The sequence below is a fragment of the Paracoccus laeviglucosivorans genome, from assembly GCF_900182695.1.
Taxonomy (GTDB): Bacteria; Pseudomonadota; Alphaproteobacteria; order Rhodobacterales; family Rhodobacteraceae; genus Paracoccus; species Paracoccus laeviglucosivorans.
Genome location: NZ_FXTK01000001.1, coordinates 59,333 through 79,923, shown reverse-complemented (window position 1 = coordinate 79,923; position 20,591 = coordinate 59,333). Strand labels below are relative to the sequence as shown.

The following is a 20,591-nucleotide window of genomic DNA, read 5'->3' as shown; positions in this document are numbered from 1 at the left end:
ATGCTGCTTTGCATCGATACCGGCAACACCAACACCGTCTTTTCGGTCTGGGATGGCAAGCGTTTTCTGGCGATGTGGCGCATCTCGACCGACCATCGCCGGACGGCGGATGAATATTTCACCTGGCTGTCCACGCTGATGTCGCTGCAAAAGTTCAAGCTGGACATCACGGATTGCATCATCAGCGCGACGGCCCCGCGCGTGGTGTTCAACCTGCGTGTGCTGTGCAATCGCTATTTCGACACGCGCCCGCTGGTGGTGGGCAAGCCCGACTGCCTGCTGCCTGTGGCGCCCCGCGTCGATGGCGGCACGACGGTCGGGCCCGACCGGCTGGTGAATACCGTCGGCGCGTTCGATCGCCATGGTCCTGACCTGATCGTGGTCGATTTCGGCACTGCGACCACGTTCGATGTCGTGGATACGGACGGGGCCTATGTCGGGGGGGTGATCTCTCCCGGCGTGAACCTGTCGCTTGAGGCGCTGCATATGGGCGCGGCCAGCCTGCCGCATGTCGATGTGACCAAGCCCGCCAGTGTCATCGGAACGAATACTGTCGCCTGTATCCAATCAGGTATCTTCTGGGGCTATATCGGGCTTGTGCAGGGCATCGTTGACAAGATACGGCAAGAACGCGCCCGTCCGATGAAAGTCATCGCGACCGGCGGGCTTGCGCCTTTGTTCGATCAAGGGTTTGATCTTTTCGACGCGATCGAGGACGACTTGACCATGCACGGCCTGCGCCTGATCCACGACTATAACAAGGAGATGGCCAATGGCTGAACGCCTGATCTATCTGCCGCTGGGCGGCGCGGGCGAAATCGGCATGAACGCCTATGTCTACGGCTACGGAGAGCCGGGGCGGGAACGGCTGATCGTCGTCGATCTGGGCGTGACCTTCGGCGACATGGACAGTGCGCCGGGCATCGACCTGATCATGGCTGATGTCGCCTGGCTGGAAGCGAACCGTGACCGGATCGAGGCGATCTTTATCACCCACGGTCACGAAGATCACGTTGGCGCGCTTGGCCTGTTGTGGCCCAAGATCCAGAAGCCGATCCATTGCCGCCGCTTCACCGGCGCGCTGGCCCGGCTGAAGATGGAAGAGCTGGGCCAACCGGCTGAGCATATCCACATCCACGCCCCGCGCCCGGAGGTGATCCAGGCGGGACCGTTCCAGGTGCAGTTCGTGCCGATCAGCCATTCGATCCCCGAAAGCTCGGCGCTGATCATCGACACGCCCGCGGGGCGAATCGTGCATACCGGCGATTTCAAACTGGATGGCACCCCCGTCGTGGGCGAAGCCTTCGATCCCGTGATGTGGCATGAGATTGCGAACGAAGGGCAGGGGATCAAGGTCCTGACCTGCGATTCCACCAACGTATTCGTCAAGCATCCGGGCCGGTCCGAAGCCGTTCTTGCCGATCCGCTGCGCGAATTCATCGCGGGCCAGAACCAGATGGTCGTCGCGACCACCTTTGCCAGCAATATCGCGCGTCTGCGCACGCTGGCCGAGGCGGCGATTGCCTCGGGCCGTCAGATCTGCCTTTTGGGCCGCGCCATGCGCCGCATGGTGACCGTGGGGATCGAGACGGGCATCCTGACGAATTTCCCCCCCGTCATCAGCCCCGAGGACGCCGCCGAGATGCCGCGCGACAAGGTGATGCTGATCGTCACCGGCAGTCAGGGTGAACGCCGCGCCGCCAGCGCGCAGCTGTCGCGCGGCCGCTATCTGGGGATCGAGCTGAAGGAAGGGGACAGCTTCCTGTTCTCCTCACGCACCATTCCGGGCAATGAACGCGGCGTGATCCGCATCCAGAACTCGCTATCGGAACTGGGCGTGGACCTGTTCGATGCCGATGACGGGCTTTACCACGTCTCGGGCCATGCCAACCGCCCGGATATTGAGGCGGTGCATGATCTGCTGAAACCGCAGATCGTCATTCCCATGCATGGCGAACACATGCACTTGCGCGAACATGCCAAACTGGCCGAAGCCAAGGGCATCCCTGCGGCCATCGCGACTAATGGTACGATGCTGGAACTGTCGGGCGAAAAACCCCGTGTCGTCGATCGCATCGACACCGGGCGGCTGTATCTGGACGGCAACGTCCTGATCGGCGCGATGGACGGCGTGGTGCGGGACCGCATCCGCATGGCGCTGAACGGCCATGCGCTGGTCACCGTCATCGTGGACGAAGACGACCGTCCGATCCCCGACGCCTGGGTCGAATTGTCGGGCCTGCCGGAACGTGGCCGCGCCGGCGTGCCACTGGCCGACAATATCGAAGGCGAGCTGGCCGAATTCCTTGACCGCGCCGACGACCGCACGGTGATGAACGACGACCGGCTGGAGGAGGCGATCCGCAAGATCACCCGCCAGGTCTCGATGGAGGAGATCGGCAAGAAACCCGAAGTGACCGTGATGATCTCACGCCTCGCTGCGGAATGACTTGACGCGGGCCGCGCCAGACGGCATGGCCCGCGCATGAGCGAATTCGACCCCAATCCTCCGCGCCGCAATTTTTACGGCCGCCGTCACGGCAAGACCCTGCGCCAAAGCCAAAAGGGCTATCTGTCCGAGGATTTGGGCGATCTGCGCCCGCGCGGCATCACCGTGCAGGACAATCCCGATCGCCAACCGGTCGATCCCGCCAGCATCTTTGGCGACGATCGCCCGATCTGGCTGGAGGTCGGCTTTGGCGGCGGCGAACACATGGTCCACATGGCCGCCCGCTATCCCGAAATGGGCATCATCGGGTGTGAGCCGTTCATCAACGGCGTCGCCATGCTTTTGGGCAAGATCCGCGCGGCGGGCGTGGAAAATGTCAGCGTCCATCCCGGCGATGCGCGCGACCTGATGGATGTGTTTCCTGCCGCCAGCATCGACAAGGCCTTCCTGAATTATCCCGACCCTTGGCCCAAGGCGCGCCATCACCGCCGCCGCTTCGTCACGCCCGAACACCTGATCCCGCTGGCCCGGATCATGAAGCCCGGCGCCGAATTCCGCGTGGCCTCGGACATTCCCGACTATATCCGCCAAACGCTTGAGGAAGTGCCGCCCGCAGGCTTCGATCTGCTCTATGAAGGCCCGGACGCGCCCGAAGACTGGCTTTCGACCCGCTACGAACAAAAGGCGCTCCGCGAAGGCCGGGTGCCGCATTACTGCAGCTTCCGCCGCCAAGGCTGATTGCAAGCCCCCCCTGTGACCGCTATCACAAGCGCGACCAGCCAAGGGGGGCTTTCATGTCACATTCCGCCGCACCGCAACCCATGATCGCCCGCCGCAGCGGCCCGCTGCAGGGCGAGGCGCGCGTCCCCGGCGACAAGTCGATCAGCCACCGCGCATTGATCCTTGGCGCGCTGTCGGTCGGCGAAACCCATATCACCGGCCTTCTCGAAGGTCAGGACGTGCTGGACACCGCATCCGCGATGCAGGCTTTCGGTGCGCAGGTCGAACGTCTGGGGATCGGCGAATGGAAGGTCAACGGCGTCGGCGTCGGCGGCTTTGCCGAGCCTGCGGGCGTGATTGATTGCGGCAATTCCGGCACCGGCGTGCGGCTGATCATGGGCGCGATGGCCACGACGCCGATCACGGCGACTTTCACCGGCGATGCCAGCCTGTCACGCCGCCCCATGGGCCGCATCACCGACCCGCTGGAACTGTTCGGCTGCGAAGTGACCGCCCGCGAAGGCAAGCGCCTGCCGGTCACGATCAAGGGCACGGCGGATGCGGTCCCCGTCCGCTACAAGACCCCCATGGCCAGCGCGCAGGTGAAATCCGCGGTGCTGCTGGCGGGCCTGAACAGCCCCGGCGAAACCGTGGTGATCGAGGCCGAGCCGACCCGCGACCACACCGAACGCATGTTGGCAGGCTTCGGCGCGACCATCACGACTGAAAAGACCGACCAGGGCTATGTCATCACCCTGCAAGGCCGCCCCGAGCTGAAACCGCAGCCGGTCGCCGTGCCGCGTGATCCCTCCAGCGCGGCATTCCCGGTCGCGGCGGCGCTGATTGTGCCGGGGTCCGAAATCCGCGTGCCGGGCGTCAGCCGCAACCCGACCCGCGACGGGCTATATGTCACGCTGCTGGAAATGGGTGCCGACATCACATTCGAAAACGAACGGGTCGAGGGGGGCGAGCCTGTGGCCGACCTGCTGGTCCGTCACGGCCCCCTGAAAGGCGTCACCACGCCCGAAGACCGCGCCGCCAGCATGATCGACGAATTCCCGATTCTGTCGGTCATCGCCTGTTTCGCGACCGGCACCACCGTCATGCAGGGGGTCAAGGAACTCCGCGTCAAGGAAAGCGACCGCATCGCCGCCATGGTCGCGGGCCTGCGCGCCAATGGCGCTTCGGTCGACGAGACCGAGGACACGATGACCGTCCACGGCACCGGCGCGTTGGCAGGTGGCGGCACGGCGGTCACGCATCTGGACCACCGCATCGCAATGTCCTTCCTTGTGGGCGGGCTTGCCTCGGAACAGCCGATCGGCGTCGATGACGGCCGCCCGATCGCAACCTCATTCCCGGATTTCCTGCCGCTGATGACGGCGCTGGGTGCGCAGATCGCCTGAAAGATTTCTTAGTTCTTCAAATACCCAAACGGGGCGCCCATGACAGGCGCCCCGTTCGCATTTCCAGCCCTTGCCGCGCCGATCAGCCGTAATGGCCGACCGGCGTGCCTGCGACGGCGCTCATGTTCAAAAGACCGCGCGTAGTGATCGAAGGTGTCACGATATGCGCCCGGTTCCCCATGCCCATCAGCAGCGGCCCGACTTCCAGCCCATTCGCTTTCAGCTTCAGCGCGTTACGCACGCCGGACGCCGCATCGGTGCCGCCAAAGATCAGCACATTGGCGGCGCCTTCCAGCCGCGACTGCGGCATCAGGCGTTCGCGCACCTCGGGGTCCAGCGCCGCATCGACATGCATTTCACCATCGAACATGAAATCCACGTCGCGGGCGTGCAGGATCTCCAGCGCGGCCCGCATCTTGCGACCAGACGCGGTGTCGAGATTGCCGAATTGCGAATGGCTGCACAGTGCGATCTTGGGCGTCACGCCAAAGCGGCGGACGTGCCGCGCCGCGCCGATCGTGGCGATGGCAATCTGCTCGGGCGTCGGATCGTGATGGACCTGCGTATCGGCGATGAACAGCGGCCCGTCTTCCAGAATCATCAGCGACAGCGCGCCCATCGGCTCCAACCCGTTCCGGCCCAGCACCTGCTGGATATAGTTCAGGTGCCAGCTGAACTGACCAAAGGTGCCGCAGATCAGGCTGTCTGCCTCATTGCGATGGACCATGACCGCGCCGATGGCGGTGGTGTTGGTGCGCATGACCGCGCGGGCCACTTCGGGCGTGACGCCGCGTCGGGCCATCAACTCGTGATAGGTGCCCCAATAGTCGCGGTAGCGCGGGTCGTTTTCAGGGTTCACGATCTCGAAATCGCGGCCCGGACGGATCGGCAGGCCAGCGCGTTCGGCGCGCATCTCGATGACCTCGGGGCGGCCGATCAGAATCGGCGTATCGGTCATTTCCTCCAGCATGGCGTTGGCCGCGCGCAGCACGCGCTCATCCTCACCCTCGGCAAAGACGATGCGGCGTCTTGCGGTTGCTGCCGCCTCAAAGACCGGGCGCATGATCATGGCCGACCGGAAGACCGAGCCGTCAAGCTTGCGCTTATAGGCGTTGATGTCGTCCAGCGGGCGGGTGGCCACGCCGGTCTCCATCGCGGCCTTGGCCACGGCGGTCGAAACGACGCCGATCAGGCGTGGGTCGAACGGTTTCGGGATCAGGTAATCCGCACCAAAGGTCAACGTCTCACCGCGGTAAGCCATCGCCGCCTCGGCGCTGGTGGTGGCGCGGGCCAGCGCTGCGATCCCTTCGATGCAGGCCAGCTGCATTTCGTCGTTGATCGTGGTCGCGCCCACATCCAGCGCGCCGCGGAAGATAAAGGGGAAGCACAGCACGTTGTTGACCTGGTTCGGATAATCCGAACGGCCCGTCGCGATGATCGCGTTCGGGGCCACGGTGCGCACATCCTCGGGGGTGATTTCCGGGGTGGGGTTCGCCAGCGCAAAGATGATCGGACGCTCGGCCATGCGGGCGACCATCTCGGGTTTAAGAACGCCGGGGCCAGACAGGCCAAGGAACAGGTCCGCGCCGTCGATCACCTCGTCCAGCGTCCGTTTGTCGGAGTTTTGCGCGTATTCGGCTTTCTGCGGCGTCATCTGGTCCGTCCGGCCTTCGTAGACCAGGCCGGCAATGTCGCACAGCCAGACGTTTTCACGCTTCACGCCCAGTTTCAGCAGCATGTTCAGGCAGGCGATGCCCGCAGCCCCGCCGCCGGTCGAGACGACCTTGATGTCTTCGAATTTCTTCTGCGCAATCAGCAGCGCGTTGGTGGCCGCTGCACCGACCACGATGGCCGTGCCGTGCTGGTCGTCATGAAAGACCGGAATGTTCATCCGCTCGCGGCAGATCTTTTCGACGATGAAGCAGTCGGGTGCCTTGATGTCTTCAAGGTTGATCGCGCCAAAGCTGGGTTCCAGCGCGCAGACGATCTCGGCCAGTTTTTCGGGATCTGGCTGGTCCAGCTCGATGTCGAAACAGTCGATATTGGCGAATTTCTTGAACAGAACCGCCTTGCCTTCCATGACGGGCTTTGACGCCAAGGCGCCGATATTGCCCAGCCCCAGCACCGCCGTCCCGTTTGAGACGACGGCGACCAGATTGCCCCGCGCGGTATAGCGGGCGGCGGTCGCCGGATCGGCCTTGATTTCAAGACAGGCTTCGGCCACGCCGGGGGAATAGGCACGGCTTAGGTCGCGGCCGTTGGCAAGCGGTTTGGTGGCGCGGATTTCCAGCTTTCCGGGTCGCGGAAATTCGTGGTAATCCAGTGCTGCCTGCTTTGCGGTGTCCTGCCTGCGTTCTTCCATGGGCCGCCTCCTCTTAAGATGGTTCAGCGTTAAACTATTTTTTCCCCGACGAACAGGGGGTCCGTCCTTGCCCTTGGACTTGCATCGCAAAGGGGCCGGGCGCAATGATGCACAGGCGAATGACGACTATGCGAAAGGCAGGGCGATGACGCTTCTGGATGCAGCGCGCGAGGTGCGCGAACGGGCTTATGCGCCCTATTCCCGGTTCAAGGTGGGCGCGGCGGTGCGGGGTGCATCGGGCGCGGTCTATCACGGCTGCAACGTGGAAAACGTGGCCTATCCCGAAGGCACCTGCGCCGAGGCCGGGGCCATCGCCCTGATGATCGCCAGCGGAGAGACGCGCCTGACCGAGGTCGCGGTCATCGCAGACAGCCCATCGCCCGTGCCCCCCTGCGGCGGCTGCCGCCAGAAGCTGGCCGAGTTCGGCGATGCCGATACCCCGGTCCTGCTGGCCACCACGGCGGGTAAGACGCTGCACACCACCATCGGCGCATTGTTGCCGGGCCGGTTCGACGCCTCGCATATGTCGGAGGTCGAATGACCCAAGACCCCCGTCCCGTCATCGCCGCCGTTCGCGACGGTCGCGGGCTGGACAGGGCGGGGGCGGTCCTGATTGCCAAGGGGCTGGCCGATGGTTCGGTCAGTGACGCGCAGGCCGGGGCTTTCGCGATGGCCGTGCTGATGGGCGGTCTGGACGAAGGCGGGCGGGTCGCGCTGACCCGTGCCATGCGCGATTCAGGTCGCGTCATGCGCTGGGATCTGCCGGGACCGGTGCTGGACAAGCATTCGACCGGCGGCATCGGCGATACGGTCAGTCTGGTGCTGGCGCCGGTGCTGGCGGCCTGCGGGGCCTATGTCCCGATGATCTCGGGGCGCGGTCTGGGCCATACCGGCGGCACGCTGGACAAGCTTGAGGCGATCCCCGGTTTCCGCTGTGCCCTGCCAGATGCCGAGTTTCGCCGCGTCGTGGCCGATGTCGGCTGCGCCATCGTTGCCGCCGGACCGGATCTGGCCCCCGCCGATGCGCGGCTTTACGCGATCCGCGATGAAAGCGCGACGGTGGGGTCGGTCGATCTGATCACAGCCTCGATCCTGTCGAAAAAGCTGGCGGCGGGGCTGGACGGGCTGGTGCTGGACGTCAAGCAGGGCAGCGGCGCATTCCTGAGCCGTGCAGATGACGCGCAGGCTTTGGCCCGTGCGCTGGTCGATACGGCGAACGGCGCGGGCTGCCGGACGCTTGCTTATGTCACCGATATGGACCAGCCCTTGGCCCGCGCCGCCGGAAATGCGCTGGAACTGCACGAGGCAATCGCCGTGCTGCGTGGCGCGAAGGGGGCTTTGCGCGATTTGACGCTGGCGCTGTCAGACGCCGTTCTGGCGCTGGGGGGGCTGGCCGGGGCCGCGCAGGCGCTGGACAGCGGCGCCGCGGCCGAGGCGTTTGCGCGCATGATCGTGGCGCAGGGCGGGCCTTTGGACATGCTGGAAAATCCCGACCGCCATTTGTCGCCCGCCCCCGTGATCCGCCCCATTCCCGCGCGGGGCCGCGTGGCGGCCATCGACACGGCGGCGCTGGGTCATGCGGTGGTGGCGCTTGGCGGCGGACGGCTTCATGCGGGCGACCGGATCGACCCGCGCGTGGGGCTTGCGCATCTGGCCCGGATCGGCGATGAGGCTGGCCCCGATCGTCCGCTGGGCTTCGTCCATGCAACCAGCGAAGGGCAGGCCGACGCCGCCATCGCGACCGTGCAGGCGGCCTATCTGATGGGGGAGGGTCCCGCGCCGGGGCCGTTGATCAAAACCGAGGTATTGCCCCGATGACCGCCAACCGCGCCTTTCTGATCGTCATGGACTCAGTCGGTATCGGCGGGGCGCCGGATGCGGACCAGTATTTCAACGGCGATCTGCCCGATACCGGCGCCAACACGCTGGCCCATATCGCGCAGGCGCGGGGGCTACGGATGCCCCATCTGGACGCGCTTGGCCTTGGGGCTGCGTTGGCGCTGGCCAGCGGCGATACCGCGCCGGGGCTGGGTGCCACGCCACAGGGGCTGTGGGGGGCTGCGACCGAAACCTCACGCGGGAAGGACACGCCTTCGGGGCATTGGGAGATTGCGGGCGTGCCCGTGCCCTGGGACTGGCATTATTTCCCCGACACGCGCCCCAGCTTTCCGCCCGATCTGTCGGCCCGCATCGCGCAAGCCGCGGGGACGGCGGGGATATTGGGCGACGAACATGCATCGGGAACCGACATCATCGCGCGGCTGGGGGCCGAACATCTGCGGACCGGCTGGCCGATCTGCTACACCTCGGCCGACAGCGTATTGCAGATTGCCGCACATGAGGACGCCTTTGGGCTGGAGCGGCTGTATCAACTGTGCCGCGATGTGGCGGCTATGGTCCATCCCCTGCGCGTGGGACGCGTGATCGCGCGGCCATTCATCGGGACCGACAGCTTTACCCGCACCACCAACCGCCGAGACTATGCCATCGCGCCCCCCGGCCAGACCATTCTGGACGCGGCACAGGCAGCCGGGCGGCAGACCTATGGCGTGGGCAAGATCGGCGACATCTTCTCGCATCGCGGGATCGGGGAATTGCACAAGGGCAGCGATGCGCAACTGGCCGAGGCGCTGATCGGGCTGACGCAAACCGCCGCGCCGGGTAGCCTGACATTCGCCAATTTCGTCGAGTTCGACAGCCTTTACGGCCATCGCCGCGACGTTCTTGGCTATGGCACGGCGCTGGAATGGTTCGACAGCGTGGCGGGTCAGGTCATGGCCCGCCTGCGCCCCGGCGATCTGGCGATATTCACCGCCGATCACGGCAATGATCCAAGCTGGCCGGGGACCGACCACACCCGCGAACGGGTGCCGGTGCTGGGCTGGGGCTATGGCGCGCGGCCTATCGGGCAGGTGGGCTTTGCCGATATTGCGGCCTCGGTCGCGGTGCATCTGGGGCTTGGTCCCGTGGGGCCGGGAGGGTCGTTTCTGTGAAAAAGATCGAACTGCACCTGCATCTGGAAGGGGCCGCGCCGCCCGCGCTGATCCGGGGGCTTGCCGCCGAAAAGCATCAGGACCTGCACGGCATGTTCGACGAACGCGGCGGCTATGCCTATCAGGGTTTCAAGGATTTCCTGAAGGTGTATGAAGCCGCCACCGCCATGATCCAGGGCCCGCGCGATTATGCCCGCCTGCTTGAGGCGGTGCTGGCCGAATGCGCCGAACATGGCGCAATCTATGTCGAGCTTTTCATCTCGCCCGAGTTTTGCGGCGGCGCGGATCTGCCCGCATGGCGCGACCATCTGGGCGCGATGGAGGAGGTGGCGCACGCCGCCGCCGCGCAGGGGCTGGACAGCCGTGCCATCCTGACCTGCATCCGCCATTTCGGCCCTGAACGCGCCCGCAAGACCGCGATCTGTGCTGCGGAAACCAGCGGCGGCTGGGTCACGGGATTTGGCATGGGCGGGGCCGAGGATGCGGGCGAGGCCAGCGATTTCGCATGGTCCTTTGATTGCGCGCGCGAAGCGGGGCTGGGCCTGACCAACCATGCCGGCGAATGGCGCGGGGCTGAATCGATCCGCGATTCCCTGACCTTGGGCGTCACGCGCATCGGCCACGGCATCCGCGCGATCGAGGATGCGGCGCTGGTCCGGGAACTGGCCGAACGCGGCGTGACGCTGGAGGTCTGCCCCGGCTCGAACGTGGCGCTGGGGATCACCGACTGGCGCAGGCATCCCATCGCGCGGCTGGCCGATGCCGGGGTGCGCGTCACGGTCTCGACCGACGATCCGCCGTTCTTTCACACCACGCTTTCGCATGAATACCAGATGCTTGCAGAAAGTTTCGGTTGGGCGGAAAGCGAATTTCGCCAGATGAACCAATGGGCCGCCGAGGCGGCATTTTGCGACGACACCACACGGACACGCCTGATAAAGGAACTGCAATGACCCAGCACCTGACCATCGTTGACCACCCGCTGGTGCAGCACAAGCTGACCATCATGCGCGACAAAACGACCTCGACCGCCGGGTTCCGGCGGCTGTTGCGCGAAATCAGCCTGCTGCTGGCCTATGAGGTCACGCGCGAGCTTGAGATGACCACCACCACAATCGAAACCCCCATGCAGACGATGGAGGCGCCGACGCTTGAGGGCAAAAAGCTGGCGCTGATCTCCATCCTGCGCGCCGGAAACGGCCTGATGGACGGCATTCTTGAGATGATCCCCGGCGCGCGCGTGGGCTTTGTCGGCATGTATCGCGATCCCGAAACGCTGCAGCCCGTGCAATATTACTGCAAGGTTCCCAATGAGTTGGACGCACGCATGACCATCGTGGTCGATCCGATGCTGGCGACCGGAAACTCGTCCGTGGCCGCAATCGACCTGCTGAAAAAGCAGGGCGCGCGCAATCTGCGTTTCCTGTGCCTGCTGGCGACGCCCGAAGGCGTGGCCCGTATGCTTGAGGCGCATCCCGATGTGCCGATTGTCACCGCCGCGCTGGATGCGGGGCTGGATGATCACGGCTATATCCTGCCCGGTCTGGGCGATGCGGGCGACCGTATGTTCGGCACGAAATAAGGGCTGCGTTAACCCGATCTTCAGCCCTTGGCGGCTATCCCCAAGACAAATGCGATTCCTTGGGGGTGGCCGATGGGGCTGGTGCGTTGCGTGATCTTGTGGCTGCTGGTGCCCATTGCGGTGCTGGCCGATCCGCGCCCGGCGGAATTGCCGCCCGGTGATTTCACCGCGCGGCAATATATCGACAGCAAGGGCTGCGTGTTCCTGCGCGATGGCGCGGGGTGGCAGCCCCGGCTGGCGCGGGATGGCGCGGCGATCTGTGGCTATCCTCCGTCGCTTTCCCTGCGCGGGTTGGACGGCAAGGCGCGTCTGGCCGCACTTGACCCCGATGCCGGGAAAAGCCGCGCCCAGCGGTTGGAGGAGGCGCTGACCCCTGCCGTCGTCCCCAACCTGCAACCGGGCGAATTGACCAGCGATCCACGCCCGCTGACCACTTTACCCGATATGGGACCGGAACCCGCGCCGACCGCGCCGCTGGAAAACCTCAAGGCCGCGCTCCGAGCCGCGCCTGCGATCCGGCAGGGCATGAGCCGCGATCTGAAACCCAACAGGCGGCTGTGCGAATTGCTGGGCCATGACGCGCAGCCCGTGCCTGCGCGGTTGGGGCGCGACCCAAGCCACGGCTATTGCGGCAACCTGTCCGAAAGCGATCTGGCGCGGCTGGCCTTTGCGCGACCTTTGGAGGCTGCGACACAGGGGGCAAAGCCCGCGCCGGTCAGAAAAGTCGCAACCAGTGTTACCAAACCTAAAAGCGTCGCCACACCCAGGACCGCGATCTCAAAGGTTGCAGTCCCCGCACCTGCCGCACCGCTAAAGGTGGAACGGCTTGTGCCGCCCGGTGCGCGCTATGTGCAGGTGGGAAGCTATGCCAATGCGGGAAATGCCGATCGCGCAGCGCAGCGTGTGATGCGACTGGGCTATCCGGTGTCGCGCGGGCGGGAAGGCAAAGGCAAAGTGCAGTTCATCATGGCAGGCCCCTTTGACACCCGAGAGGGGATCGTGCGGGCCTTGGACGGTTTGCGTCGTGGCGGGTTTGCCGATGCCTATCCGCGTTGACGCGTCGTCACTGGTCGCAGATTTCCTGCAGGGCCACCCAGTCGCGATTGCCCAGCACAGATTTTGGTTCGGCGGTGCGATAGGGGTCGGCTTCGATCAGGCCCAGCGTCGCCTCTCCGGTCGGGTCAAGCGAGCGGGCATAGGGATCGCTGGAAACCCCGGCACGGGCGAAATAACCCAACAAAGATTCGTCATCGGCGCGCGGCACAGGTTCGGCCAGCAGCGTTTCTCCATATCCGGCCAAGGCTGCAGCGGGTAACGAACCCTTGGTCAGCAGATGAAATGTCGCGCGCGGCCCGGCATAGCGCAGCGCTGCCAGCAGCGGATCATTCGCCGACGCTGCGGCCTGTGCCGACAGAATGTGACCCGCCGCGACCTCGGGGGTGACCTGACCTTCGATCAGGTCTTCGCCGATGATGGTGATCGGGCCGGGCAGGCGGCGCGCCCCGCGCAAGGTGGTCGGCAGAACCGCGATTTCCGCATCCGGGCCGATGAGCCGATGCGCCAGTTTCAGCCGCACCAGATCGCCTGCCGGGCGCGAACATGCGCCGCCGGTGGTCTTTTCGATCTCGGCCAGGACCAGACGGCCGATTTCGGCGCGCTGCGCGGGGGGCGCGATGTCTGCGGCATGACGCACCAACGCGGGCGGCACCCAAAAGGCGGCAAGCCCGGCCATCGCTACGGCCGCCGCGGCCATCAGCCCACGCCGCAACCGACCCGATCCGGGCTTGCTGGATTCGATGGCCACATGAACCTTTTCGATTGCCGAAATCATCAGCGCATCGTCCAGTTCCAGCAACTCGGCATCGTCCAGTCCCGGCGCGTATTGCGCAGGCAGCTTGCCGGGGTTCAGACGCAGGACGGCAGGCAGCGACCAATGCGCCAGCGGCGTATCGGATTTCGGATCGCTCAGGATAAGGGTTGCGTCCCCGAACGAGACGATGACTTCGCGATGCTTGCCGCCCGGCGTCTCGCGCCAGTGCCCTGCGGCCTCAAGCCGCTGATATTGGTTAAGCGCGGTCATTCTTGCGCCTGCGGCCCCCGCTGCACGGATCTAAGCATATGCCTCGGCCCGCGACCGTCAACGGATGCACTCGGGACTAGGGGCCGTTTTACCCGGCTTTGCAGCACAAGGAAGGGGCTATTTGCAGGCAGTTGCGGGCTGGTGGGACGAAAAGTCGTGGGCGATTGTCGCGGAAGCGAAAAGGTGAGAGATGCGCTGCAACCATGGGGAGAAATACCAGCAGCACCTGCGCCTTGAGCGCTGTGGGGGCGTGGATGTCCCACCTTGGTGCTTCGGCTGGCCTCATTGCAAGTCTGGCTTGATTGCAGTGTGCGAATTTTATAGAAGCCCGCTTCAGACATCATGGGGAATGTCCCTAGCGGTGAAACGGGCCGAAGCGGTTTCGGCCTTGCCCCGCTAGCCATATGGCGACCAATTCCGCTATTGACCAAAGCGTCAGCACCAAGCAGGCATTTCGCCGATCCCGCCGATCCCGCCGATCCCGCCGATCCCGCCGATCCCGCCGATCCCGCCGATCCCGCCGATCCCGCCGATCCCGCCGATCCCGCCCAAATGCTGCCGCAGTTCGAGCGGGGCGGGAATGGCGGTGCGGGGGGCAGGGGCGCGCGGTTCACCTTGCGCAGATCAGGCGTTTTCGGGGACCGACATACCGCGTTCGCGCGCAAGGTCGCGGATGCGGTTCTGCAGCTTTTCAAAAGCCCGCACCTCGATCTGGCGAATACGCTCGCGCGAGACGTCGTAGCGCGTGGAAAGGTCTTCCAGCGTCATCGGGTCGTCGCGCAGGCGACGCTCCATCAGGATGTCCTTTTCGCGGTCGTTCAGCACATCCATCGCCGCGATCAGCATTTCGCGGCGGGCCGACAACTCGTCGGTTTCGGCGAAAGCCTCGGCCTGATTGGCGTTTTCGTCCTCCAGCCAATCCTGCCATTGCGCGGTGGACTCCCCCTCGCTTGAGCCGACGGTGGCGTTCAACGACGCATCACCACCCGACAGGCGGCGGTTCATGTCGATCACTTCCTGTTCCGAGACGTTCAGGTCATTGGCGATCTGGCGCACGTTTTCGGGACGCAGATCGCCTTCCTCCAGCGCGCCCAGTTTCGACTTGGCCTTGCGCAGATTGAAGAACAGCTTTTTCTGCGCGCTGGTCGTGCCCATCTTCACCAAAGACCACGACCGCAGGATGTATTCCTGAATCGAGGCGCGGATCCACCACATCGCATAGGTCGCAAGCCGGAAGCCCTTTTCCGGGTCGAAGCGTTTCACGGCCTGCATCAGACCCACATTCGCTTCAGAGATCACTTCGGCCTGCGGCAGGCCATAGCCGCGATAACCCATGGCGATCTTGGCCGCCAAGCGCAGGTGGCTGGTGACAAGACGCTGCGCCGCCTCGGGGTCTTCGTGATCCACCCAAGCCTTGGCCAGCATGTATTCCTCCTCGGGCTCCAGCAGGGGGAACTTGCGGATTTCCTGAAGGTAACGGTTCAGGCCCTGTTCGGGGCTGGGGGCCGGGAGGTTGGTGTAATTCGCCATGTGACTATCCTTGCCCGCACTCTGGCGGGTAGATGGGAACGCTGGTTTGGCGTTCCCGGTTCCCGTTAGGAAGGTCCGTCGGGACCTGTCCGCAATATTTCCAGAAGCGCTGCCATGTCAGGTGGCAGGGGGCTGGCAAAGGTCAGCATCTGACCGCTGACCGGATGTTCAAAACCAAGCTCGGCCGCGTGCAGCGCCTGACGCGGAAAGGCCAGCATCGCCGCCGCCGCCTGTGCGCCCAGTGCCTTGGCCGAGGGCCGTCTTGCCCCACCATAGACCGGGTCGCCGACCAGACCCAGACCGGCATGGGCCATATGCACGCGGATTTGATGCGTGCGCCCGGTTTCCAGCCGACATTCGACCAGCATGGCGGAGGGCGGTGCGCCGAACGCCTCGACCAGCCGTGCGCGGGTCACGGCATGGCGGCCCCGGTCGAAACTGACGGCCTGACGCTGGCGGTCGCTGGGGTGGCGGCCCAGCATGGTGGTGATGCGCAGGATGCCGCCCGCCTCAAACGCCAGTCCGGGCAGGCCGCGCAGCCGGGCATCTGCCGGGTCGATCAGCCCATGTGCCAGTGCCAGGTAGCGGCGATGCGCCGAATGGTCGGCGAATTGCTTGGCCAATCCCTGATGCGCGCGGTCGGTCTTGGCCACGACCAGCAGCCCCGATGTTTCCTTGTCGATGCGATGCACGATCCCCGGTCGGGCCGCGCCGCCGATGCCCGACAGGCTGTCGGCGCAATGATGCAGCAGCGCGTTGACCAGCGTGCCGTTGGGTGCGCCGGGGGCGGGATGGACGACCATGCCCGCAGGCTTGTCGATGACGATCAGGTCGGCATCTTCATGGACGATGACCAGCGGGATGTCCTCGGGCTGCGCCTCAAGCGGTTCGGGTTCGCCGATGTCGATGGCGTATTCGCCGGGTTCGACCTTGGACTTGCCGTCGGTCACGGCACCCGAAGGGCCGAAGACCGCGCCTTCGGCGATTAGTTTCGCAAGGCGCGAGCGTGAAAGCGCCGCTTCCTCTGGTGCGAGGGCGGCAAGCGCCTTATCAAGCCGGTCGGACAGTCCCTCGGGGACGTGGATAAGGATTTCGGGCATGGCACGGGATGATAGGGCGGAACCGGGGCCAGAGGAAGCGCTGCCGATGCTGCGCTGGCTGCGCCTTCTGGTCACCTCGCTTGCCGCGGTGATGGGATTGGGGGTGATCGCGATCACCGTCCTGTTGTGGATGCGCCTGTCCGAAGCGCCGCTGCCGCAGCTTCCCGAACATATCGCGCTGCCCGATGGGGCAAAGCCCGCCGCCCTGACATTTGCCCGCGACTGGATCGTCGTGGTGACCGAAGGCGGCGAGGTGCTGCTTTACGACCATCAGGGTCGCTTGCGTCAGGAAGTCAGGCCTTAGTCTTCAACGCTTCGATCTCGGCGCGCAGTTCGGCGTTTTCGGCGCGGGCCTTGATCGCCATTTCGCGGACGGATTCGAATTCTTCGCGCGTCACGAAATCGCGGTCGGCCAGCCAGCGGTCGATCCAGCTGTTGAAGGCGGTCTGCGCCTCGTCCTTGGCGCCCTGGGCCACACCCACGGCATTGGTCATCAATTTCGAGAGATCGTCGAAGAAACGGTTATTTGCGGTCATGGCGGGCCTTTCGGTTTCGCGTTGCGCTCTATATGGCCCCTGATGCGGCGCGGTTCAATCGGGGCGCGCGCATGTTGACACCCCCTGACGCGCGGATACGCTCGCGCCCGCCAGAGAAGGACGCCCATGATCCCTTTCCCCGACATCTCGCCCGAAATCTTTACGCTGCACCTGTTCGGCCTGTCGTTGTCGCTGCGCTGGTATGCGCTAGCCTATCTGGTCGGCCTTCTGGTCGGCTGGCGCATTCTGGTCATGCTGGCCCGTCGCCCCGCGCTCTGGGGCGGTCGCGCGCCGTTCCGCCCCGAACAGCCCGAGGAGTTGCTGACATGGGTGATCCTTGGTGTCGTGCTGGGCGGACGGCTTGGCTTTGTGCTGTTCTATGAGCCCGCCTATTACATGGCCAACCCGTCGCAGATCCTGCAGGTCTGGAATGGCGGCATGTCGTTTCATGGCGGCTTTCTGGGCGTGGTCATCGTGTCGTGGCTGTATTGCCGCGCGAATGGCATCCCGGCGCTGCGGCTGGCCGATGCGCTTGGGGTCGCGACCCCCATCGGGCTGGGCCTTGGGCGGCTGGCGAATTTCATCAATGCCGAGCTTTGGGGCCGTCCGACAGACCTGCCCTGGGGCGTGATATTCCCCGGAGAGGCCGCGCAGATGTGTCCCGGCGTCACGGGCCTTTGCGCCCGCCATCCCAGCCAGCTTTACGAAGCCGCGCTGGAGGGCGTCCTGCTGGCGCTGGTCCTGTTCGTCATGGTCCGCCGTGGCGCGCTGCGCTGGCCGGGGCTGTGCCTCGGCGTCTTTGTCATGGGCTACGGGCTGTCACGCTTTGTCGTCGAGTTCTTCCGTCAGGCCGATGCGCAGTTCATCACGCCCGACAACCCGCTGGGCCATGTGATCGGCGGCGCGGTCTGGGGCGTGACGATGGGGCAATTGCTGTCCCTGCCGATGGTGCTGATCGGGCTGGTCTTTATCCTGCGGGCGCGCAGCCGGGCGCCCGTCGCCGCATGACCCCGCTGGGCCGCATCATCGCGGCACGCATCGCCCTGACCGGGCCGATGGGCCTGGATGAATATATGCAGCTTTGCCTGCTGCACCCCGAACACGGCTATTACGCGACCCGCGATCCCTTTGGCACGCAGGGGGATTTCACCACCTCCCCCGAGATCAGCCAGATGTTCGGGGAAATGGTGGGGCTGGCGCTGGCGCAGTCATGGCTGGACCAAGGCAGTCCCGCGCCCTTCGTGCTGGCCGAAATCGGGCCGGGGCGCGGCACGCTGATGGCCGATATTCTGCGCACCATCCGCATCGTGCCCGGAATGTCAGAGGCCGCGCAGATCACTCTGATCGAGGCATCGGCCCATCTGCGCAAGGTCCAACGCGACAAGCTGGGCGATGTGCGGCATCTGGGTCGTGCCGAAGAATTGCCCGAGCTGCCGCTGTTTCTGGTCGCCAACGAATTCTTTGACGCGCTACCGATCCGCCAGATGCAGCGCGTGGCGGATGGCTGGTCGCATCGGCTGGTCGCGCTGGCGGGCGACGAGCTGGGCTTTGCGCTTGGCCCGCCGGTGCCGGGGCCGGACGCGCCCATGGATGAGATCCGCGAAAGCTGCCCCGCAGCGGGACCGATCGTCACCGCAATCGCCGGGCGGATCGCGCGGCATGGCGGCTGCGCCATTGCCATCGACTATGGCGACTGGGCGGGGCATGGCGACACGTTTCAAGCGCTGCGCCAGCATCGCCCGGAAAGCCCCTTTGCGCATCCGGGCGATGCCGATCTGACTGCGCATGTCGATTTCGAACCCTTGGCCCGTGCGGCGCGTGCCGCGGGGGCGCAGGTGTCGCGCATGGTGACGCAAGGCGAATGGCTGCTGCGTCTGGGGATCGAACAACGCGCAGCGCGCCTTGCCAGGTCAGGGGACGGGGGCGCGATGACTGCGCTTCGCCGCTTGACCGCAGCGGATGAAATGGGCCAGCTATTCAAGACCATCGCCATCTGGGGCCAGTCGGCCCCGGTTCCGCCCGGTTTCGACGCTTTGGAGCCTTATGCACACGACGCTTGAGATTCTGACACATCCGCTGCTGCAACCTGTGCGGCACGGGTTCTTCACGCGGCGCGGTGGCGCCTCATCGGGGCTGTTTGCGGGGCTGAATTGCGGCTTCGGCTCCAGCGATCAGGCCGAGATCGTGGCGATCAATCGCGGTCGCGTCTCGGACGCGATGGGGGTGGGGCGCGACCGGCTTGCGACCGTGCATCAGGTCCATTCGGCCGATGTGGCCGTGCTGCGGGCAGGCGATCAGGCCACCGATTTCGCCAAGATCCGCGCAGATGGGATCGTGACCGATCAGCCCGGCGTGGCGCTGGCGGTGCTGACCGCTGATTGCCAGCCCATCCTGCTGGCCGACCCGCAGGCGGGCGTGATCGGCGCGGTCCATGCGGGCTGGCGCGGTGCGCTGTCGGGCGTGATCGAGGCGGCGGTGGGCGCGATGAACGATCTGGGCGCAACCCGCATCCGCGCTGTCATCGGCCCGTCGATCAGCCAGCGCGCCTATGAGGTCGGCGAGGAGTTCATGGACGAATTCCTGACCGAAGACACTGATCTGCAACGGTTCTTTTCTGGCGGGCCGAGCGGCAAGCCGATGTTTGATCTGCCGGGCTTTGGCCTGATGCGGCTGCGGGATGCGGGGGTGACGGCGGAATGGACCGGCCATTGCACCTATTCCGACCCGGACCGCTTCTATTCCTATCGCCGCACCATGCATCAGCATGAGGCCGATTATGGCCGGCTGATCTCGGCCATCGCGCTTTGATCGCCCGGCTTCAGTCGCCCGAGGCGTAAAGCAGCGCAATATCGCGGTGGTGCAATTCGCAGGCCCCGGTTTCGGATTTCACCACGGCGCGGCGCGGCTCGACCACGATCCTGCATCCGCTGGCGAAACCATATTGCCGGTCGCCATTGGCCAGCAAATTCTGCTGTGGCACTTCGTCCATCGGACGGGCGGGCGATTCGGGCGAGACGGAAAGGGTCGTGGTGCTGGCAACGACTGTCGGCGGCGCGGGCGGTGCGGTTTCGCAAGCAGCCAGCAGCGGCAGGATCAGGACAGGCAGCAATCGGATCATCATGGCGTCACCCCCTTGGTTGGTTGCGGGGACAACGCCGGAAATCCGGGCCGGGTTCAGCCAAGCGCGGCGATCCGATCCTCGACCACCTCGAACGGGACACCGGGTTCATCCTTGGCGCAACGGATCACAAGGCTGGTCTTGACCGACGCGACGTTCGGGGCCGAGGTCAGGCATTCGGTCAAGAACCGCTGAAAACTGGGCAGGTCCGGCGCGGTGCATTTCAGGATAAAGTCGATCTCGCCGTTCAGCATGTGGCATTCGCGGACCAGCGGCCAGCCACGGGCCAGCGTCTCGAACGCGGACAGGTCACGCTCGGATTGGCTCAGCAGGCGCACCATGGCAAAGACCTGCACCTCGAAACCCAGTTCGCGGGCATTGATGTCGGCGTGGTAGCCGCCGATATAGCCCAGCTCCTCAAGCGCGCGGACGCGGCGCAGACAGGGTGGGGCCGATATGCCCACACGCCGCGCCAACTCGACATTGGTCATTCGACCGTCCGCTTGCAATTCGGCAAGGATCTTGCGGTCGATTTCGTCTAGTCGGGCGCCTGTCATACATTTCCTCTTGGGCCAATCTTTCGGCCAAAAACATGCCGGAAGCTACCTTGCCGGGCAGGTTTGCGCAATATTATTTCCGCCTTCGCGGGGCGTCCGGGGTGGATTGCATGACGGGGCAGGGGTGATTACGTAGCCTTGGAAACGCGAAAGGTCCA

At 65.2% G+C, this 20,591-nt stretch carries 21 protein-coding genes; 14 read left to right on the top strand and 7 right to left on the bottom strand.

Annotated elements, in window-relative coordinates:
• Genes FN835_RS00425 through aroA form a run of 4 tightly spaced genes read left to right on the top strand, consistent with a single transcriptional unit; the run spans position 1 to position 4,575 of the window.
• Positions 1-780, top strand: coding sequence for a type III pantothenate kinase (locus FN835_RS00425; RefSeq protein WP_142661217.1), 780 nt, complete (start codon positions 1-3; stop codon positions 778-780).
• On the top strand, positions 773-2,449 hold the full coding sequence (locus FN835_RS00420; protein ID WP_142661216.1) for a ribonuclease J: 1,677 nt from the start codon (positions 773-775) through the stop codon (positions 2,447-2,449). The genes FN835_RS00425 and FN835_RS00420 overlap by 8 nt, the downstream gene beginning before the upstream one ends.
• 36 nt (positions 2,450-2,485) lie before the next feature.
• Entirely contained in the window at positions 2,486-3,187 is a 702-nt protein-coding gene (gene trmB / locus FN835_RS00415) for a tRNA (guanine(46)-N(7))-methyltransferase TrmB (RefSeq protein ID WP_142661215.1), read from the top strand.
• 56 nt (positions 3,188-3,243) lie between these two features.
• Complete coding sequence (gene aroA / locus FN835_RS00410; RefSeq protein ID WP_142661214.1) at positions 3,244-4,575, top strand: 3-phosphoshikimate 1-carboxyvinyltransferase; 1,332 nt, start codon at positions 3,244-3,246, stop codon at positions 4,573-4,575.
• Between the two features lie 82 nt (positions 4,576-4,657).
• On the opposite strand, the gene FN835_RS00405 is transcribed toward aroA, so the two are convergent.
• On the bottom strand, positions 4,658-6,937 hold the full coding sequence (locus FN835_RS00405; protein WP_142661213.1) for an NADP-dependent malic enzyme: 2,280 nt from the start codon (positions 6,935-6,937) through the stop codon (positions 4,658-4,660).
• 79 nt (positions 6,938-7,016) lie between these two features.
• On the opposite strand from FN835_RS00405, the gene FN835_RS00400 reads away from it, so the two are divergent.
• The 6 genes from FN835_RS00400 (at position 7,017) to FN835_RS00375 (ending at position 12,568) form a co-directional block, all read left to right on the top strand.
• Entirely contained in the window at positions 7,017-7,478 is a 462-nt protein-coding gene (locus tag FN835_RS00400) for a cytidine deaminase (RefSeq protein ID WP_425467444.1), read from the top strand.
• A complete protein-coding gene (locus tag FN835_RS00395) occupies positions 7,475-8,755 on the top strand; it encodes a thymidine phosphorylase (protein ID WP_142661212.1) in 1,281 nt (426 codons plus the stop codon). The genes FN835_RS00400 and FN835_RS00395 overlap by 4 nt, the downstream gene beginning before the upstream one ends.
• Entirely contained in the window at positions 8,752-9,930 is a 1,179-nt protein-coding gene (locus FN835_RS00390; protein ID WP_142661211.1) for a phosphopentomutase, read from the top strand. The genes FN835_RS00395 and FN835_RS00390 overlap by 4 nt, the downstream gene beginning before the upstream one ends.
• Positions 9,927-10,883 carry an adenosine deaminase gene (locus tag FN835_RS00385; protein WP_142661210.1) on the top strand — a complete coding sequence of 319 codons (957 nt, stop codon included), beginning with the start codon at positions 9,927-9,929 and terminating at the stop codon, positions 10,881-10,883. The genes FN835_RS00390 and FN835_RS00385 overlap by 4 nt, the downstream gene beginning before the upstream one ends.
• Positions 10,880-11,512: a uracil phosphoribosyltransferase gene (gene upp / locus FN835_RS00380; RefSeq protein ID WP_142661209.1), complete on the top strand. Its 633-nt coding sequence runs from the start codon at positions 10,880-10,882 to the stop codon at positions 11,510-11,512. The genes FN835_RS00385 and upp overlap by 4 nt, the downstream gene beginning before the upstream one ends.
• Positions 11,513-11,584: 72 nt before the next feature.
• Positions 11,585-12,568, top strand: a complete 984-nt coding sequence (locus FN835_RS00375; RefSeq protein ID WP_142661208.1) for an SPOR domain-containing protein — start codon at positions 11,585-11,587, stop codon at positions 12,566-12,568.
• A gap of 7 nt (positions 12,569-12,575) precedes the next feature.
• On the opposite strand, the gene FN835_RS00370 is transcribed toward FN835_RS00375, so the two are convergent.
• The 3 genes from FN835_RS00370 to FN835_RS00360 all read right to left on the bottom strand — a co-directional run bounded on the left by FN835_RS00370 (position 12,576) and on the right by FN835_RS00360 (position 16,222).
• The gene (locus FN835_RS00370) at positions 12,576-13,592 is read right to left on the bottom strand and encodes a hypothetical protein (RefSeq protein WP_142661207.1); all 1,017 of its coding nucleotides are present in this window, start codon (positions 13,590-13,592) and stop codon (positions 12,576-12,578) included.
• 624 nt (positions 13,593-14,216) lie between these two features.
• Positions 14,217-15,122 (bottom strand): RNA polymerase sigma factor RpoH, encoded by a 906-nt coding sequence (gene rpoH / locus FN835_RS00365; RefSeq protein WP_142661206.1) that lies wholly within the window; start codon positions 15,120-15,122, stop codon positions 14,217-14,219.
• A gap of 65 nt (positions 15,123-15,187) precedes the next feature.
• On the bottom strand, positions 15,188-16,222 hold the full coding sequence (locus FN835_RS00360; protein ID WP_142661205.1) for an RluA family pseudouridine synthase: 1,035 nt from the start codon (positions 16,220-16,222) through the stop codon (positions 15,188-15,190).
• Here FN835_RS00360 and FN835_RS00355 point away from each other — a divergent pair.
• Positions 16,221-16,526 (top strand): DUF6476 family protein, encoded by a 306-nt coding sequence (locus FN835_RS00355; protein WP_246098611.1) that lies wholly within the window; start codon positions 16,221-16,223, stop codon positions 16,524-16,526. The two genes, FN835_RS00360 and FN835_RS00355, sit on opposite strands and share 2 nt — an antisense overlap.
• Here the strand turns inward: FN835_RS00355 and FN835_RS00350 are convergent.
• Entirely contained in the window at positions 16,516-16,758 is a 243-nt protein-coding gene (locus tag FN835_RS00350) for an accessory factor UbiK family protein (RefSeq protein WP_142661204.1), read from the bottom strand. The two genes, FN835_RS00355 and FN835_RS00350, sit on opposite strands and share 11 nt — an antisense overlap.
• Positions 16,759-16,884: 126 nt before the next feature.
• Here FN835_RS00350 and lgt point away from each other — a divergent pair, with 126 nt between their 5' ends.
• From lgt to pgeF, 3 genes are read left to right on the top strand one after another with little or no spacing between them, the layout of a single operon-like run.
• Positions 16,885-17,766 (top strand): prolipoprotein diacylglyceryl transferase, encoded by an 882-nt coding sequence (lgt, locus tag FN835_RS00345; protein ID WP_142661203.1) that lies wholly within the window; start codon positions 16,885-16,887, stop codon positions 17,764-17,766.
• Positions 17,763-18,818, top strand: coding sequence for a class I SAM-dependent methyltransferase (locus FN835_RS00340; RefSeq protein ID WP_142661202.1), 1,056 nt, complete (start codon positions 17,763-17,765; stop codon positions 18,816-18,818). Before lgt ends, FN835_RS00340 begins: the two co-directional genes overlap by 4 nt.
• Positions 18,802-19,566 (top strand): peptidoglycan editing factor PgeF, encoded by a 765-nt coding sequence (gene pgeF / locus FN835_RS00335; RefSeq protein ID WP_142661201.1) that lies wholly within the window; start codon positions 18,802-18,804, stop codon positions 19,564-19,566. The genes FN835_RS00340 and pgeF overlap by 17 nt, the downstream gene beginning before the upstream one ends.
• A 10-nt stretch (positions 19,567-19,576) precedes the next feature.
• Here the strand turns inward: pgeF and FN835_RS00330 are convergent, their stop codons facing one another.
• On the bottom strand, positions 19,577-19,879 hold the full coding sequence (locus tag FN835_RS00330; RefSeq protein WP_142661200.1) for a hypothetical protein: 303 nt from the start codon (positions 19,877-19,879) through the stop codon (positions 19,577-19,579).
• 53 nt (positions 19,880-19,932) lie between these two features.
• Complete coding sequence (locus FN835_RS00325) at positions 19,933-20,433, bottom strand: Lrp/AsnC family transcriptional regulator (RefSeq protein ID WP_142661199.1); 501 nt, start codon at positions 20,431-20,433, stop codon at positions 19,933-19,935.
• Between the last annotated feature and the right edge of the window lie 158 nt (positions 20,434-20,591).

Coding starts and splice junctions, on each gene's coding strand:
- FN835_RS00425 (WP_142661217.1), top strand. CDS start 1: ATGCTGCTTTGCATCGATACCGGCAACACCAACACCGTCTTTTCGGTC.
- FN835_RS00420 (WP_142661216.1), top strand. CDS start 773: ATGGCTGAACGCCTGATCTATCTGCCGCTGGGCGGCGCGGGCGAAATC.
- trmB (WP_142661215.1), top strand. CDS start 2,486: ATGAGCGAATTCGACCCCAATCCTCCGCGCCGCAATTTTTACGGCCGC.
- aroA (WP_142661214.1), top strand. CDS start 3,244: ATGTCACATTCCGCCGCACCGCAACCCATGATCGCCCGCCGCAGCGGC.
- FN835_RS00405 (WP_142661213.1), bottom strand. CDS start 6,937: ATGGAAGAACGCAGGCAGGACACCGCAAAGCAGGCAGCACTGGATTAC.
- FN835_RS00395 (WP_142661212.1), top strand. CDS start 7,475: ATGACCCAAGACCCCCGTCCCGTCATCGCCGCCGTTCGCGACGGTCGC.
- FN835_RS00390 (WP_142661211.1), top strand. CDS start 8,752: ATGACCGCCAACCGCGCCTTTCTGATCGTCATGGACTCAGTCGGTATC.
- upp (WP_142661209.1), top strand. CDS start 10,880: ATGACCCAGCACCTGACCATCGTTGACCACCCGCTGGTGCAGCACAAG.
- FN835_RS00375 (WP_142661208.1), top strand. CDS start 11,585: ATGGGGCTGGTGCGTTGCGTGATCTTGTGGCTGCTGGTGCCCATTGCG.
- FN835_RS00370 (WP_142661207.1), bottom strand. CDS start 13,592: ATGACCGCGCTTAACCAATATCAGCGGCTTGAGGCCGCAGGGCACTGG.
- rpoH (WP_142661206.1), bottom strand. CDS start 15,122: ATGGCGAATTACACCAACCTCCCGGCCCCCAGCCCCGAACAGGGCCTG.
- FN835_RS00355 (WP_246098611.1), top strand. CDS start 16,221: ATGGCACGGGATGATAGGGCGGAACCGGGGCCAGAGGAAGCGCTGCCG.
- FN835_RS00360 (WP_142661205.1), bottom strand. CDS start 16,222: ATGCCCGAAATCCTTATCCACGTCCCCGAGGGACTGTCCGACCGGCTT.
- FN835_RS00350 (WP_142661204.1), bottom strand. CDS start 16,758: ATGACCGCAAATAACCGTTTCTTCGACGATCTCTCGAAATTGATGACC.
- lgt (WP_142661203.1), top strand. CDS start 16,885: ATGATCCCTTTCCCCGACATCTCGCCCGAAATCTTTACGCTGCACCTG.
- FN835_RS00340 (WP_142661202.1), top strand. CDS start 17,763: ATGACCCCGCTGGGCCGCATCATCGCGGCACGCATCGCCCTGACCGGG.
- pgeF (WP_142661201.1), top strand. CDS start 18,802: ATGCACACGACGCTTGAGATTCTGACACATCCGCTGCTGCAACCTGTG.
- FN835_RS00330 (WP_142661200.1), bottom strand. CDS start 19,879: ATGATGATCCGATTGCTGCCTGTCCTGATCCTGCCGCTGCTGGCTGCT.
- FN835_RS00325 (WP_142661199.1), bottom strand. CDS start 20,433: ATGACAGGCGCCCGACTAGACGAAATCGACCGCAAGATCCTTGCCGAA.